Origin of the sequence: Sphingomonas sp. 2R-10, from assembly GCF_030062225.1 — a bacterium.
In the GTDB taxonomy this organism is placed as follows: domain Bacteria; phylum Pseudomonadota; class Alphaproteobacteria; order Sphingomonadales; family Sphingomonadaceae; genus Sphingomonas.
Window position 1 is genome coordinate 1 of the sequence record NZ_JASCXF010000025.1, and the last position, 14502, is coordinate 14502.

A 14502-nucleotide genomic window follows, 5' to 3' on the forward strand; every position below is an offset into this window, starting at 1 on the left:
AACCAACACCGTCGAACTTGCGACCGAGCTGACCATCGCTTGGTTGAGCAATCCCAACACGCGGACCACGGCCGACGATGTGCCGTCGTTCCTGCAATCGATGCACAGCGCGGTCGCTGCACTTGGCGCCTCAGCGGTGGAGACCCCGGTCGCGCTGGACGCTACAGAGTACACGCCGGCAGTGTCGGTTCGGAAGTCGCTGGCGAGCAAGGACCACATCATCAGCATGATCGACGGCAAGCCGTACAAGACCCTGCGGCGTCATCTGTCGACCAACGGGCTGACACCGGACCAGTACCGAGAGCGCTACGGCCTCAAGCCGGATTACCCGATGGTCGCGGAGAGCTACAGTGAGGCCCGTCGCGCGATGGCCAAGAAGATCGGTCTCGGTCGCAAGCCCGGTCAGTCGAACGCTGCAAAGCCCGAGTCCGCAGCGGCGAAGGCCGAGCCGGCCACAGGGAAGCCGCGTCGCAAGTTGAAGGTGGCGACCCCGACCAACGCTGAATAAGGCCGCTGATGGTCGACGCGGCCGGTCAGGCTCGGGCGTCGACCATTTTGACTTGCGGCAGCGCCAGCGGATCGTTGGCGGACGATGGATGTCTAAGCTCGATGAAGCGGCGCTGGGTGGCGAAGTCGTTTCGCGCCTCCCGGCCACATTCCTCGATCATCTCATCAAGCCTTGCCGCGATCAGCTTCAGCGATGCTGTCAGATCGCTATCAAGCGCGCGGGACTCAGGTCCGTTGTCAGGATACACGCTCCGGGCGGCGCGATGGGCTCGTTCGAGGTCGGGCAGGTGATCGTTGCGGATAGCGTTGAGATCGATCCGGGTTTCCGTCGGCACACTATCAGCCGGCATCGCTCGCAACTTGATGATCGATGTCGAGATGCGCTGGCGGACGGCCACGACTTCCCCGGAAAGGACCACCGCAGGCTCCGCCGGTCGGGCAGGTTTGTAGGGCAATGACGCGTCTTCAGTTTCGCGTCGGCCAAGGCCGATCCCCATCGCATACATGACACCGCCGATCATCAAAGCGAGCACGAGCACGATCCTGACCGCCGTTCCGCTAAAGTCGGCGAGCGCTCGCGCCGTCGTGTCCAATTGCGTCGCCCAAGGCATTGTCGCATCGCCCGGGTCACCGACGAAGGCGCCGAGAACCATGTTTGCTATGCAGATCAGCGACAGCATAGTTATAAGCGTCACGATAGAGCGCATCTTAACCTCCACCTGCTGGCGGATAGTATGACCATCGCGCCTTTACCACATCCATCGCCGGCCGGTATTACGTTCTTGCCGAAAAAACGCTCACCCGGCCTTCAAAAGCTTGTCCAACACCACCTGCGCTTCGGCAGCGGGTACGAAAACTCGCGTCCGGTAAGCGATGATTTCGGTGAAGCAGCCGATCGATTTCAGCCACGGCAGCTGCGAGACAGGTGCATCGATAATTTCCACGCGCTGGTTGCCGTTCACGATCGCGCGCCGGATGGTCATCGGGAATGGCCGCGCCACTTCAACGGCACGCCCAGACAGGACCGAGCTGGCGATCGCGTCCACCGGCAGGTCGTCGGTCTTCGCGATCCCGAGCTTGGTGAACAGCTGGACGACATGCTTGTCGAAGACCAGACGGCCGAGCCAGGAATTGCCATTGGCATCGGCTATGCGATTGACCGCGAGATGATCCGAGGGGAGTGCCGACCAGATCGGCAGCAGCAGCCCGGTCGCGAGACGGATTGTCTCGGTATCGATCTGATCGGCCGCTTCCGTGACCTCGTCGCTCCACTTGGCGGCGAAGGTCGCCTCGTCGACGACGTCCCATGCGCTTTCCAGCAGATCAGACGCGTGCATATACTCACGCCGGCAGGGACGCTGTAGTTCGATCCGTGCGATCGGCTCCCCCTCGTCATCCATCCATGATCGGGCGCGCGTCCGGAGCGCAACCCTGCCCGAACGCGCATTGACCACGAAAGCGACGTCGTCCTGCCATTTGGCCAGCTCAAGGATTCGCTCAAGCGATATGGGCGTGCGGCGCCGGGTGATCTCGATCGTGAGCAGATGCGACGTCGCGCCCGACAGCGGATCGGTGCGCAGCAGCGTGTCCTCGATGACGGTCGCGGTGTCCGCCGTGATCGTCTCGACACCAACATCGAGGGTGCCGGCCTCGCGCGCCGCGGCGACGCGTGCCTCGACCAGTCCGAGAAATTCGTCGAAAATCAGGTTCTGGATGCCGATCGGAAGCGCGAGCAGACGGTTGAGCCAGCGCTGGATGGGTGGCAGTTCCTCCTTCATGACGCCGTCCTTGTCGTGCAATTCCAGCCCGGTCCGCGCGCAGAAGTCATCCATCGTGGTGCTGGTCAGCTTGCCGGCATCGAGCAGGGCGAACCATGTCAGGAGCGCGTCCTTGGCATATTCGCTTTCGAGGTTGTCGGCCGGGTCGAAGAGGTTCTGCCCGCCGGTCTGCCGCTGACCGCGTGTCAGCGCGCCGAGGCTGTCCAGACGCCGCGCGATCGTCGAGGTGAAGCGCAGCTCGCCCTTGCAGTCGGTGGTCACCGGCCTGAACAGCGGCGTCGAGGCTTGATGGGTGCGGTGGGTCCGCCCGAGCCCCTGGATCGCGCGATCGGCGCGCCAACCCGGTTCGAGCAGGAAGTGCGCGCGCTGCTGCTGGTTCTGGGCGTCGAGGCTGGCGTGATAGGAGCGGCCAGTGCCGCCGGCATCGGAGAAGACCAGCACCCGCTTGGTCCCGGCCATGAACGCCGCGGCTTCAACCTGAGAGGATCGACCCGAACGCGTCTCGATCTTCTGGCGACCGTCCGATGTCGGGACCAGACGTCGTGAGCGACCGGTCACCTCGGCGACCATATCGGTGCCGAAATGCTCGATCAGCGCGTCAAGCGCGGACTGGACCGGCGGGAGTGCGCAGATCGTTTCGAGCAGCTGATCGCGCGCCGCGAGCGCGTCCGGATTGTGGACCGGATTTCCGTCGACGTCGCTCATCGGCAGCGAGCGGGCGGTGCCGGTATCGTCCGTGAAGGCCTGCATCTGCCGTGTCGGGAAAGCGCGCATCAGATAGTCCGCGACATATTCCGTGGGAGACAGGTCAACGACCGGATCCGCCCGCTCCGCGGCGGACATCTGGGCGAGGCGGCGATCGAGGATGGCCTCGGCGGTGGTCACCAGTTGCAACACCACGGACTGGTCCGCCTTCAGATGCTGTTCCACCGCGGCAATGACGGTCGGCAGTTTCATGGAAAGCAGAACCTGGCCAAAGAAGCGCTGCTTGGTCGATTCCAGTCGCGACCGCGCGGACGCCTTCGCCCCGCTGTTCAGGGTCTCGTTCTTGAACCCATCGACGACGCCTGTCAGTTCGAGAGCGGCTTCCATGTTCTGGTGGATGACCGACCACGCGTTCGCATAGGTGTCGTAGATCTCGATCTGGGCCGGCGTCAGTGCATGGCGCAGCACGTCATATTCGACGCCGGCGAAACTGAGCGCGCGAGAGGTGTAGAGCCCCAGCGCCTTCAGGTCGCGCGCGACCAGTTCCATCGCGGCGATGCCGCCCTTCCGGATCTCGGCGATGAACGCCTCACGATCGGCGAAGGCGGTCTCCGGACCCCACAGTCCAAGCCTCACCGCATAGGCGAGATTGTTGACGTCCGACGCACCGGTCGCGGAGGCGTATAGGACGCGCGCGCCGGGGAGGTGGTTCTGGAGGAGCACTCCGCACACACCCTGTTGCGAGCCCTCCTTCTTGCCCATCGCGCCTTCGCCACCGGCGACCCCGCCCATCTCGTGCGCTTCGTCGAATGCGATGACGCCGTCGAAGTCGGTGCCAGCCCAATCGAGGATCTGCTGCAGCCGGCTGTTGTCGGAGCGCATCGACCGTAGCGTTGGATAGGTGACGAACAGGACGCCTTCACTAAGCTTGATCGGCTCGTCGATCTTCCAGTTGGACACCGGCTGCACATCGCCGGTCATGCCGCCAAGCGCTGTCCAGTCGCGGCGCGCGTCCTCGAGCAATGGCTCGTTCTTCGACACCCAGATATGCCGGCGACGGCCAGCCAGCCAGTTGTCGAGAATACAAGCCGCGACCTGCCGACCTTTCCCCGCGCCGGTGCCGTCGCCAAGGAAGAAGCCCTTGCGGTAGCGGCTGCCCGCCTCGTCGAATGTGAGGCCAACGCCGTTCTCGGCGGGCTTGAATGTGCCGGGCAGCATCTGGCTCCAGGCATGGCCGGCATAGACCACCGTTTCGAGCTGCGACGATGACAGCAGTCGCTCGGTGACGGTGCGCTCGGGCAAATGCGCGACATGGCTCGGGATCGGCGCGGGGATCGAGCCCATTGCGACGGACTCGACCAGCGCGGTTGGATGGTCGCCGGCGGTGTCGAAGACGATCCGGCTCGGCCGGTAGGGCAGATAGCAGCCTACCTGATCGGCGAGCGGCGCGGGTGTGGACAGCGTCCTGTAGCCGACCGGCAGCACATTGTTGCGGACCGGCGCATGGAACGTCCGCGCAACCGTCGCCTTCGCCTGGCGCGCGGCACCGAACAGGCTGGGCTTCGGTGCCGGCGGGATCGCTATCGTGGTTTCACCCACCAGCTCGGCACGCGGTGGCACCGTAACGGCGTCAAGGAACGCCGCGATCGAGCTACGCTGGATGACGACGTGCGACGTTCCGCCCGGAACCTTGTCGATCACGTAGAGCCGGACCGCGATGTCGGTGCCATGCTTCCGGTAGCAATGTTCGAGGCGGAGCGAGGTCCGGACCGTGCAGCCAGTCAGCACCGCCTCATAGGCCGCCTTCAGGCGGGCACTGGGCGCGAACCAATCGGGCATGACGGCTACGATCCTGCCGCCCTTCGCTACACGCCGGATCGCTGCCTGCAGATGCCGGAGGGCGGCGAGGTCGTCTTCACCGCGGCCGACGCTGCGCGAGAAGGGAGGGTTCATGACCACGACAGTGGGCTTCGGTAGCCGCCCGTGGAGGCTGACCAGCCCTGCGCCATCATGTCCGGTGACGACGGCGTGCGGGAATATGCCGGCGAGCCGTTCGCGGCGCTTCGCATCGATCTCGTTCAGCTGCAGGCCGGCGCACGGCGGGGCCTGGACGATCAGCAGGCCGTTGCCGGCGCTGGGCTCGAGGACGATGTCGTCAGCGCCGATCGCCGCCATCAGCACCGCGATCGCGGCGATGTCGACTGGCGTCGAAAATTGCTGGAGGTTGATCTGCTCCTCGCTCCGTACCGTCTGGGTCGGCAGCAGCTGCATGATCGCAGACGCCGCATGGATGTCGGTAAGGGTGGCGAGTTCGTGCGGTCGCGTCGCGAGGTGGAGGGCAATCGCATGTTCGAGCATCTCGAAGCTGTCGCGCTGCGTCCAGCGGCCGTCAGCGTCCGAGCCTCCGAACGCTGCGGTCATCGCCTGATTGAGGTCGCGGCGCGCGATCGGCGTACCGGCTGCAAGCAGGGCGGCGATTTCTTCCGCTGCGGCGCGATCGTTGACGGGCGGTAGATCGAGAAGGTCGAACATGGCAGGTTCCTTGGGCTTTGCTGCCAATTCGACAGCTCACCGCCTTCCTCCCCCTCCTCTCTCTTTCGCCTCGAGCACCTCGGCCCAATCCTTGAAGGGCGCAGGCGGATAGTCCGGTACGACCGTGCGCGTATCAGCGGTGTATCGCTCGATGCTGCGCGCCACGGCCCTCCGCCCGGCAATATCTCGATCGGCGGCTAGGATAAGCCTCGTGACCGACGACGGGATCGTCAGAAGATCGAGCCTGCGTGAGCCGAACGATGACCAGCACGGCAAACCGTGGATCCGCGACCAGGCTCGCGCGCTTTCGAAGCCTTCGGCGATGCCGATGGTCGGGCCAAGGCCGCCGCCACGCCACGCCCCGCCACCGAGAATACCGAGCGTCGCCTTTTCGGAATATCCGCCGTCGGGTTTAAGGAAAATCCGTTGAAAGGCGACCAGACGCTGGGCTTCACGAACCCCAACCAGCAGCGCCGGTTTGAAGACGGTCGTCGGTTTGGGTCCGAGCGGACAGCGCGGATGGAACCGCACGTCGGTCGGCACCGGTAGCAGCCACCTCGATCCAAGGTAGCGCTCCGCGAGGTTGCCGGACACAGCGCCCGCCTCATTCCACAGGCGATCGATATTGGCAGTGCCCGTGGCCGGCGCGGGGGCTGGCGGTTCGTAGTGACGGCCGAGCGGTATGCGGGCGAGTTCGCGCAGGATGTCCTCAGCCGTGCAGCCGGCAAAGCACGTCACGAGCAGCCCTCGGTCTCCTTGCCGTATCGACAAGCTCGGCGTCTTATCCGCATGCGCCGGGCACCGGCATTTTGCCATATAGCCTTGCCAAGTGCCACCGAGGGCACCGACCAGATCGACCATTTGCTGAGACGGCCGGTTTATGGTGATAGCCATATCTCATCCCCTCAGTACGATCCGGCAGGGACGCCGGCGATCGCGAAGAAGCTCTTGTCGCGGTCGAAGTATCGGGCGATGACCTGCTCTGCCGCGTCGGGGTCGGACGGGACCGGCTGTCCGGTCTTCTCGCTGACGTAAGCCTCCAGCGCGCGTTGGGCGGACGCCTGGTCGGGATGGAAGTCCAGCACATCGGCTGACCCGTGATCCCGGATGAAGAGGACGAACTTGTTCATGGCTACAGGCCTCGGACTGAGGGCGGCCTTTACCGGCTCACCCTGGAATTGAAGGGTTGAGGCCGCTTTTCACGACCCTTCTCTCACCCTCCCTCTCCGCTCCAATGCCGGCACACCGGCGGACCTAATGGCCGTTTACAGACTGCTAAACCGGTCATGTTACAGCTGCTGGGAACTAGAATCATTCTGCGCTTGTTTTCAGCTGCGCTCCTTAACTTGAGGTGTCGATGAACCAGTTTTCGCAAATCGAGATTGCCAACTGGATCGCCATCTATCTGGCGGCAGCGATGTGCTGTGCAATCGCCATGGCCCTGTCGGTAGGCGTAACCTTGCACGGCTTATGGCAGGACAAGGCGTGGCAAGATGTCCGCACCGTCCGTGGGGCGGTTCTATTTCTTCCGAAGGCGTGGTGGCGTTGGCAGAAGCTATATTTGCTTTCTTCACCTGTTACGCTTTTTATAGTGGGTTATTTCGCCGCGACGATGACCTGGGCCTGATTGGTCAGATGTCCAGCGTTCGAAGGACCTTCCGAACCGCGCGATCCTGCGCGACTTCGGCAGGATCGAGGGTCACCAGATCGCCAAGAGTTCTCATCCGGGGGTGAGTCCTCGCCTTGGCCGCGTCATACTCCGCGTTATCTAAACCCATCGCCTCCACCACCAGCGTCTTCATTTCCCCCGTTACCCGCGACCTGGCCTCCAGGACGAAGTCGGGTCGGCAGGGTCCGTGCGGTGTCATGGTGTCGAACAGCGGTTTTCCGATCGCCATGTCGACGCCGTCGGCGTGGAGTGCGCGCTGTGCGGCCAGCAATGCCTTCAGCGTCTTCCGCTCGAAATCGGACTCGACGGGGACGAACATCCGCCCGTTGTAAATCGGCTGTGCGTAAGCTCGGAGCGGTGCGAACCCATGCGCCTCTGGATATTCACCTGCCACGATCAGGACGATGTAGGGGCCAGTGATGCGGTTGCCGCGGATCGAGGGCGACTGGACGCGGGTGGCGATCGTGACTGTTTCGCCGCTTGGCACATGGATCTCGTTCCCCTTGATCGCCTGCGCATAGAGCGCGATGAACCCCTGAGGGGCATGCGTCTTCGGCCATTTGGGCGCCAATGCCCGGAGCGTGCCGTAGACGGCACCGGCCTCCAGTGGGCGTGGATGGGTCCAGAACGCGCGTGCAAGCTCCATACCGGGGGCAATCTCGATCTTCCCGGCCGCGCGGCCGAGCGCTGCGAACTCCTCCTTGATCGACCATTCGTAGCCGAGACCGAGCGGGGCGATCTCGTTACAACCCGCGTTGTGCAGCAGCCGCCACAACAACCGCGCAAGCCGGGGCGTTGAGGCGTTGCGCGTGCGATCATCAAGGCTGTCGTCCTCTGGTCGCTGAGACAGCTTCTCCGGCGCCGGCCGCAGAACCTCGAAGAAACCCGATGGGGGGTCGGTCGGGGTGTTATGCGATCGAACCTCCGTGATCCTGTTCGTCGCCTGGTCACGGAAGAATGGGCAGTCGGAACGATGCTCTGGTCGTTTGGTGCTGGTCAGCCGACGCAGATAATAGGTCTCGGCTTCTGAGAGATATGCTGGAGTGAGGATCGGGGGAGCCTTGTCGGCACCCAAACAATCGCATGCGATCCAGCGCTGTCCGACGCGGGCGTTCTGGACAAGCGTCACCCCGGCCTGCTCGTCGCGCAGAGTGCCCTCGCCTACATACCAACGCACCAGCGCCTCGCGCAGCGGCGCCGGCAGCGGGATCCGATCCCGGCTGTTTCCGTCCGTATCGCGGTGGATCAACCACATGTTTGAGGGACCTTGGCGGGTGGCTTGGGCCAGTTTCGGCAGGTCCGGTGGTCTTGACAAGGGCAAATAGCACGGCGTCTGCTCTCAGCTATCAAGTCTGACGGGAGTTTTCCGTGCGTTATCCAGTCGCTTTTGTTTGCCTATGCGCAAGTCTCATAACCGGGTCTCACGCCGTCGCCGCTCCCAAACGGGTAGGCGTTCGTAAGGTGCAGCTCATTTCGATGACAGGAAGCCACGCTGTCGACGATGCTCACTCATCGCCGGCAACAAGCGGGCAAGAACAATCGCCCATCGCTGCACCCCTGCCGCTGGGGTTCGAAGTCCATGATCTCAGTCGCCGGTATGTTCAGTTCCGTATGCAACAGGAGATGCTCGCGGAGGTGATCCCTCCAGTAGGAGACACTCAGGCTGGTAGCGGCGTAATGGGGGTCGTACCGATGACATCCTCTATTCCGGTGCCAGCCTGGCTCCGCGGTAACGCCGGAATGATGTCGCCAATCACGTTTCGCGCCGGATGCACGCCACTTTCCTATCAGCCCTCTGGCCTTCTTGCGCGGAGTGCTGAAGCCCGTCGCGCGGCCTATTACGGCATGATGAGCGCGATCGCGTGCGAGCAGGGAATCCCGACCGGCCTCTTCGATGCCGTCATTATGCGAGAGAGCGGATACAATCCGATCGCAACTTCCAGAGCCAATGCCTACGGCTTAGCGCAATTGATGCCGGGCACCGCGGTCGGCCTTGGGGTCAACCGTTACGATCCGTTGGAAAATCTTCGGGGTGGCGCACGCTACCTTCGGCAGCAGCTTGATCGCTTCGGACAAGTTCACCTTGCGCTGGCGGCCTATAATGCCGGCCCAGGGAGGGTTCGCGGTGGCATGGTTCCACGAATCACAGAGACGCAAGCCTACGTGTCAAACATCATCAGCAACTGGTCCAGACTGACGGCACCCGCCGGGACGCCATCGTCGATCTATGATAGGTCCGTTGGCTTTAGGAGGGCCGCGGCGCTGCAGCGCTTCTAGGCAACGAGCGACTTTTGCTTGGGCTTCATCCGAACCGAGGTGCTGACAGATTTACGGCGGCGACCAATGGAGTCGGTACTTTCGCCGGATACAATCTCGACCAAGCTCACATCGTACTCAGGAAGTCGATTCTCCACTTCGATACTTTTAAGAAGCTGTTTAAGCCTCTTGATCGGACCCATCGAACCGATTTTATGATGAAGGTCTTCCAAAGCAATGTCGATTGGGCCAGCTTCGCAATAACAATGCGCTATCTCGTATAGCCGCCGCTCAATTGCGCCTAGGCGAAAGTAGTCATGATGATAATGATAGATTCTTTGGTCGCGTTTGATTGCCCGATAAAGCCAATTGCATGGGCGAACCCGCACGTACCGTAACACTTCGTCGCCGTTCGCCTTCTTCTCGTACTCAACCTGCGCTTCCGATAGCCACGAGAACCAGCCTCGATCAATCTTTGCGCCCGTCTCTATGTTCGTTTTTATCTGTGTGCCTTGGAGACGCTCCAACGCCTCGCCAAACCGTCGGTAATCCCGTACCGATGGCCGCTCTACTCCCGTTATGCGGAAAAAATCGTGGGCGGAAAACGTGACGTCTTCGTCCGCGACTTGGCCATCAGCTATCGCTTGGGCGACGAGCGAGGCGACATACAGAAGAATCTCTTTGTCCCACATCGTCGCAACACCAGTCGCACTCGGCCGGATCTGAATGGTTACCTGGTCATGCTTGTACTCGATCGGCTCCAGGTGCGCGTTCTTCGATAGGACGAAGAACGGATAATCCATGATGCTCCGCTCGCCGCGCACCTTCCCGTGAAGCGGGCTGTCCATATCGAACAGAGAAATCTGCCGCGCTACGGCAGGTGATCTCGCCATCGTCGCTCCCCTTTACCAAACGCACCCTTCTTACCATTCCCTCCCCTCGAATCATCCCCGATCAACGACAGGGTAACTGAAAGCACGAGCTTTTGCGGTTTGATCGCTTGTTAACGACGGGACCCTTCGGAGTACGCGAAAGGAATAGCTTGGGGGCTCGTGCTTTCGGTTACCGCATCGTCAGTCACAGCAACGTCGGTACGCTTCGGCCAGCTGCTGACCTCAGCGCTGTCGCCAAAAGCTGGCCAACAGATCGAGAGTCGGAGCTGCTCGATAGCGAGCGCACCGGGTGTCGTTTGGCATGATCCTTCAGGCCATGAAACGTCTTGCCGAGATGCAGTTGCCCTGAGGCAGCGCTCCTGTTCATGCCGCGAAGGTAAGCCCCAGGGCGATCAACATCTCCTCGAACATGTTTGTGAGCCGTTGCAAAGACCGACGCTGCCGCACCTTTCTGGCCCATCAGGCGGCACGCTTCACGCCAGACATGTGCTGGGATCGCCGCCTGAGCGAGGATCCTCTCAGCATCACCAATGACGGTTCCCCAAGTCATTTCGTCCTGGGGCCGGGAGATAAACTCCGGAGCCACCGCCGCAATGAAGCTCGGACCAACACCGTGATGGGCAAGGTCGGCCTCGACGACGCTCTGGGGCTCGTTGTTGCGGACGTCATATCCGCAATCACTACCCCTTCCCGCCAAGCCTCTACTGTAAGTTGCTTTAGCAATGGGAGGTTGTTTTGTAGTTGTATAGTGCGTGTCGTTTATGACGCCCGAGGGTGAACCATTTATCGATTCCGATGCATCAGTTATGGCCTCCGAAGCCGCCTTAATCTGTTCGCCGAGCGCTGCTGCATGGCTTTCAAGCTCAACCGCGCAGGCGCGAAGTAGCCCTTCATCCCTGACCTTGCGCATCTGCTCGGTCGCCAGCAGCGCGACTTCAAGGATCCCGGTTGCATCTACGCCTTCAATCGTCTCATCGATCACCAGTTGCGCGAGGCTGCGGATGCGACGACGGGCAGCGGTGAGGCGCTTGCGCAGGACGTCGATACGTAGGTCCGCGGCCCTGCCCTCATCGGCGATCCGAACAAACTCTTCGTACCGCACGCCAAGAGGGCTGAGGTCGACACCGTAAGCATAGATAAGGCGGCCGTCCTTGCCCCTGGCTCCAATACGTTTCCCGTTGGCGCTGTCACGGTGAGCAATAAGTCCCCATCGCGTGGCACTCGTCAAAAGCTTCTGAAGCTGCCGAATACCAACGCCGAGCTTCTGACTAAGCTTTTCGTTAGACGGAAAGACGATCGGGCGCTGGCCCTCGGTCCAATCCACCTCCCTCGACCAGCTCATCAGTGTATCGAGCGCATGAACAAGGCGAGGCGGTACGCCGATATATGGGGCGGCCCGCTTAAAGGCCGTCAGAACCTGCCGATGATTGACCGTCGCAGGGAGCCCCGAAAAACTGTCAGCGAGCCGCCCCGTCGACACACTACGTTCGTCTACTCGCCGGTGGCCCGCCCCTGGAGCCCAAGTACGAAGAGTCATTCGGAGAATCCCCTTTTGGATTTCCGTGCGGACGCAGAAGTCCTTGGCATGCTACGCACGCATTTCTACTGCATCTTCGTAATCCGGTTATGCCGCGGTTGTTACGTGGCACTTCCGAAGTTTGGAAAACCCCAACCTATCGCCGGGTGTTTCTCTTCCGCACGGCATTCCCTCGATTAGGTTTCTCGAGGCCAGATGACCTTGAGATCGCCTCCCGTGATTCCGGATCAGGTGACGCCGGCTACCTAAGCAGCAGCGGCGTTCGGAGTCGCGGGCGCTGGTTCGTGCTTTCGGTTTCCTTACGGCGCAAATTCTCGTGCTATCAGTTTCCGTATGTCCGCGATCCGCGCAAACGCAGCGTCGACAGACAGAGTAACTGATAGCACGAGAGGGGCGGCGCGGCGCGACACCCCACTCTTTCGAGCAGCGTCCCGCGCGTGCTATCAGTTACCCTGTCTCGGATTATGGGCCGCCCGCCAGCGCAACTATGCCAGTTGGGAGCGGCCGCAAGGTCTCGTCCGGAGACTCAGTCGTCGCCGAAACCGTCCCCGCGGAGCGACCGGCGGCGTACCAACTTCGTATATTCTACTGTGACAGCCTTCACGATGAGGCCTCTGGCCGCTTCGCCATGTTCGGGTCTGACATCGTCGAACGCGAGACCGTCGACATGCCTCACGACGGTGACAATCTCCTCCGAGAGACCTTTAACCATCCCACAGACCATGGCGATGACCTTCAGCACGTCATCGAAGTCGACCCCTTGGGTCGTATCAAAAACGTCCTTTGCAATCAGAGCCTCAATCGGATCGATCCCCAGCGCGTGAAGAATTGCCGTGGTTTCCGGCATCCTGAGAGGAATGCGCTTATCGGCTTCGCGATGTAGCCCGCGGTGCAGTCGGCTGCGGTTCAAGCCCGCTATCGGAGCAAGGTCACGAACACTCAATCCCTGCAGGTCCATCCGGGCAAGGATATAATCTTCAAGCTCGAACCCTGGCTGCGGTCGCGACGGCCCCCCGGCCAAACTTCGTCTTGGTAGTCCCACTGCCATTCTCCCGGCTGGTAAGACCTCGGTAGTCGGACCCTTCAGGGAAAAGCAACCCTAAAGCTGATCTAGATTCAATGCTAATCCGTTTCAGGGGCGTATCGGTATGACGTTCGAATGCTTCTTCTTTAGCGAAACGCGATAAGCGTCGGCTTCCGAAGCTGTAAGTCCGAGCTTCGTTAAAACCTCAGTAGCATTGCGTTCAACAATAAGGTCAAACATCATAAGCGATATTGCGTCTTTGAAGAGGATGGTCTGCCCTAAAGCCTCCCCCAATGCCAACGCAGCGGTCTCGATCGAGGCAGCATTTGTCGTCAAAATTGTAAATTCAATACCAACCTCACCATCCGAGGGAATGATGCGGAGATGCTGGCGCATATCCTCTGAGTCGTAGCTATCGATTAAGTCGTTCGCGCGATCGGCTCGTTCGTTGATAACGTCGCTCAACGAATAATAGGAGCAGTGCTTGTTCGAGGTCAGGCGGATACTCTCGGTTGTTAACCGGAAATAGTGGTGTGATACGGAAATGTTATACACCTTATCAGCCGTCACTATCTTAGACCTTTGATTTCCGCACCAACCGGATTGTTACGCCTGCATATGTACCCGTTTTTAGGGCGGTCTGCATCCTGCAAGACGATGGCTAAATCAGGTACGTCCGGGCGACCAAATCGGCTGCCACAATTTTCGTGGCAGGCTGCCCCAGTTTTAGGGGCAGCTGCCCCAATTTCTGGGGCAGGTGCCTCTCAGAATGGGGCAAGGTGATCGTCAAAATACCGAATCGCACACGAAAGTTAAAAAAGCCTTACCTGCGGCATTGTTCCGCCGGATCGCGATTGCCGGCCAAGATTCGACAGGGCCAGTCTCCTCTTGGGCGCGCTGAACAGCGCTCGATCGAACGGAGACTCCAACATGAAGACCATGCTCAAGATCGGCCGTCGCGCCGAGACGACCGCCCTTGCGGCGATCGGCGTTGCAGCGGCAGCGGCCGTGTTCGCCTCGCCGGCATTCGCCGGTGCGGACGCCACCTTCAATACGGCGCTCAACGCCTTCACCGGCTTCCTCGAGGGTTCGGGCGGCAAGATCATCACCGTTCTGTCGCTGGCCGGCGGTGTCGTCGGTCTGGCTTCGGGCCGCTTCTCGCTCGGCCAGGTCGCGATCCCGGTCGGTGTCGGCGTCGGTGCCGGCACCGGTATCCCGATCGTCACCTCGACCGTCACGGCCACCATCTGACCCGACTTGGTGCCGGCGTTGATAGCAGCTTCGCCGGCACCGCTTTTGAAGGTGGCGTGATGTCAGCCGACAAGTATGTGATCCCCTCCCATTTGGATGACCCCGAGCTGATCGGGTTTTGGACGCTGGACGAGTTCCTGGCGATGGTCATTCCATTTGTGTGGGGGATCCTGTCCCAACACATCGTCATCGGGATCGGCTTAGCCGTCCTGGGCTGGTGGGCCCTTAGGAGGGCCAAAGCGGGACGGGCAACTTCTTGGCTTATCCATCTTGCTTATTGGCATCTGCCGGGCGGGTTCCCCTCGCTCAGGGCAACGCCACCTTCCTATCTCCGACTGATGGTGGGCTGA

14 protein-coding genes are annotated in these 14502 nt (G+C 61.4%); 5 read left to right on the forward strand and 9 right to left on the reverse strand.

The genetic code is table 11. The features are described 5' to 3' along the window. The coding region (locus QLH51_RS12540) for a MucR family transcriptional regulator (protein ID WP_283514556.1) at window positions 1–508 on the forward strand (508 nt) is incomplete at its 5' end. Between the two features lie 25 nt (window positions 509–533). Here the strand turns inward: QLH51_RS12540 and QLH51_RS12545 are convergent. The 4 genes from QLH51_RS12545 to QLH51_RS12560 all read right to left on the reverse strand — a co-directional run bounded on the left by QLH51_RS12545 (window position 534) and on the right by QLH51_RS12560 (window position 6652). After that, window positions 534–1187 (reverse strand): hypothetical protein, encoded by a 654-nt coding sequence (locus QLH51_RS12545; RefSeq protein ID WP_283514557.1) that lies wholly within the window; start codon window positions 1185–1187, stop codon window positions 534–536. Between the two features lie 117 nt (window positions 1188–1304). Then, the gene (locus tag QLH51_RS12550) at window positions 1305–5522 is read right to left on the reverse strand and encodes a strawberry notch-like NTP hydrolase domain-containing protein (RefSeq protein WP_283514558.1); all 4218 of its coding nucleotides are present in this window, start codon (window positions 5520–5522) and stop codon (window positions 1305–1307) included. A gap of 36 nt (window positions 5523–5558) precedes the next feature. Further along, a complete protein-coding gene (locus tag QLH51_RS12555; protein WP_283514559.1) occupies window positions 5559–6416 on the reverse strand; it encodes a DUF7146 domain-containing protein in 858 nt (285 codons plus the stop codon). Window positions 6417–6427: 11 nt separating this feature from the next. Beyond that, the gene (locus QLH51_RS12560) at window positions 6428–6652 is read right to left on the reverse strand and encodes a hypothetical protein (RefSeq protein ID WP_283514560.1); all 225 of its coding nucleotides are present in this window, start codon (window positions 6650–6652) and stop codon (window positions 6428–6430) included. 227 nt (window positions 6653–6879) lie between these two features. Here QLH51_RS12560 and QLH51_RS12565 point away from each other — a divergent pair, with 227 nt between their 5' ends. After that, window positions 6880–7149 carry a hypothetical protein gene (locus tag QLH51_RS12565; RefSeq protein ID WP_283514561.1) on the forward strand — a complete coding sequence of 90 codons (270 nt, stop codon included), beginning with the start codon at window positions 6880–6882 and terminating at the stop codon, window positions 7147–7149. Between the two features lie 4 nt (window positions 7150–7153). On the opposite strand, the gene QLH51_RS12570 is transcribed toward QLH51_RS12565, so the two are convergent. Next, window positions 7154–8446: a hypothetical protein gene (locus QLH51_RS12570; protein WP_283514562.1), complete on the reverse strand. Its 1293-nt coding sequence runs from the start codon at window positions 8444–8446 to the stop codon at window positions 7154–7156. Window positions 8447–8934: 488 nt separating this feature from the next. Here QLH51_RS12570 and QLH51_RS12575 point away from each other — a divergent pair, with 488 nt between their 5' ends. Further along, the gene (locus QLH51_RS12575) at window positions 8935–9468 is read left to right on the forward strand and encodes a lytic transglycosylase domain-containing protein (RefSeq protein WP_283514563.1); all 534 of its coding nucleotides are present in this window, start codon (window positions 8935–8937) and stop codon (window positions 9466–9468) included. On the opposite strand, the gene QLH51_RS12580 is transcribed toward QLH51_RS12575, so the two are convergent. The 4 genes from QLH51_RS12580 to QLH51_RS12595 form a co-directional block, all read right to left on the reverse strand. Continuing rightward, window positions 9465–10340, reverse strand: a complete 876-nt coding sequence (locus tag QLH51_RS12580) for a replication initiator protein A (protein WP_283514564.1) — start codon at window positions 10338–10340, stop codon at window positions 9465–9467. The two genes, QLH51_RS12575 and QLH51_RS12580, sit on opposite strands and share 4 nt — an antisense overlap. 184 nt (window positions 10341–10524) lie before the next feature. Then, window positions 10525–11877 carry a plasmid replication protein RepC gene (gene repC, locus QLH51_RS12585; protein ID WP_283514565.1) on the reverse strand — a complete coding sequence of 451 codons (1353 nt, stop codon included), beginning with the start codon at window positions 11875–11877 and terminating at the stop codon, window positions 10525–10527. A 526-nt stretch (window positions 11878–12403) separates the two neighbouring features. Then, window positions 12404–12835: a hypothetical protein gene (locus QLH51_RS12590; RefSeq protein WP_283514566.1), complete on the reverse strand. Its 432-nt coding sequence runs from the start codon at window positions 12833–12835 to the stop codon at window positions 12404–12406. A 174-nt stretch (window positions 12836–13009) separates the two neighbouring features. After that, window positions 13010–13366, reverse strand: coding sequence for a hypothetical protein (locus QLH51_RS12595; protein WP_283514567.1), 357 nt, complete (start codon window positions 13364–13366; stop codon window positions 13010–13012). A 465-nt stretch (window positions 13367–13831) separates the two neighbouring features. On the opposite strand from QLH51_RS12595, the gene QLH51_RS12600 reads away from it, so the two are divergent. Continuing rightward, entirely contained in the window at window positions 13832–14152 is a 321-nt protein-coding gene (locus tag QLH51_RS12600; RefSeq protein WP_283514568.1) for a TrbC/VirB2 family protein, read from the forward strand. Window positions 14153–14211: 59 nt separating this feature from the next. Then, window positions 14212–14502 (forward strand): type IV conjugative transfer system protein TraL, encoded by a 291-nt coding sequence (gene traL / locus QLH51_RS12605; protein ID WP_283514569.1) that lies wholly within the window; start codon window positions 14212–14214, stop codon window positions 14500–14502.

Coding starts and splice junctions, on each gene's coding strand:
- QLH51_RS12545 (WP_283514557.1), bottom strand. CDS start 1,187: ATGCTGTCGCTGATCTGCATAGCAAACATGGTTCTCGGCGCCTTCGTC.
- QLH51_RS12550 (WP_283514558.1), bottom strand. CDS start 5,522: ATGTTCGACCTTCTCGATCTACCGCCCGTCAACGATCGCGCCGCAGCG.
- QLH51_RS12555 (WP_283514559.1), bottom strand. CDS start 6,416: ATGGCTATCACCATAAACCGGCCGTCTCAGCAAATGGTCGATCTGGTC.
- QLH51_RS12560 (WP_283514560.1), bottom strand. CDS start 6,652: ATGAACAAGTTCGTCCTCTTCATCCGGGATCACGGGTCAGCCGATGTG.
- QLH51_RS12565 (WP_283514561.1), top strand. CDS start 6,880: ATGAACCAGTTTTCGCAAATCGAGATTGCCAACTGGATCGCCATCTAT.
- QLH51_RS12570 (WP_283514562.1), bottom strand. CDS start 8,446: ATGTGGTTGATCCACCGCGATACGGACGGAAACAGCCGGGATCGGATC.
- QLH51_RS12575 (WP_283514563.1), top strand. CDS start 8,935: ATGTCGCCAATCACGTTTCGCGCCGGATGCACGCCACTTTCCTATCAG.
- QLH51_RS12580 (WP_283514564.1), bottom strand. CDS start 10,340: ATGGCGAGATCACCTGCCGTAGCGCGGCAGATTTCTCTGTTCGATATG.
- repC (WP_283514565.1), bottom strand. CDS start 11,877: ATGACTCTTCGTACTTGGGCTCCAGGGGCGGGCCACCGGCGAGTAGAC.
- QLH51_RS12590 (WP_283514566.1), bottom strand. CDS start 12,835: ATGGACCTGCAGGGATTGAGTGTTCGTGACCTTGCTCCGATAGCGGGC.
- QLH51_RS12600 (WP_283514568.1), top strand. CDS start 13,832: ATGAAGACCATGCTCAAGATCGGCCGTCGCGCCGAGACGACCGCCCTT.
- traL (WP_283514569.1), top strand. CDS start 14,212: ATGTCAGCCGACAAGTATGTGATCCCCTCCCATTTGGATGACCCCGAG.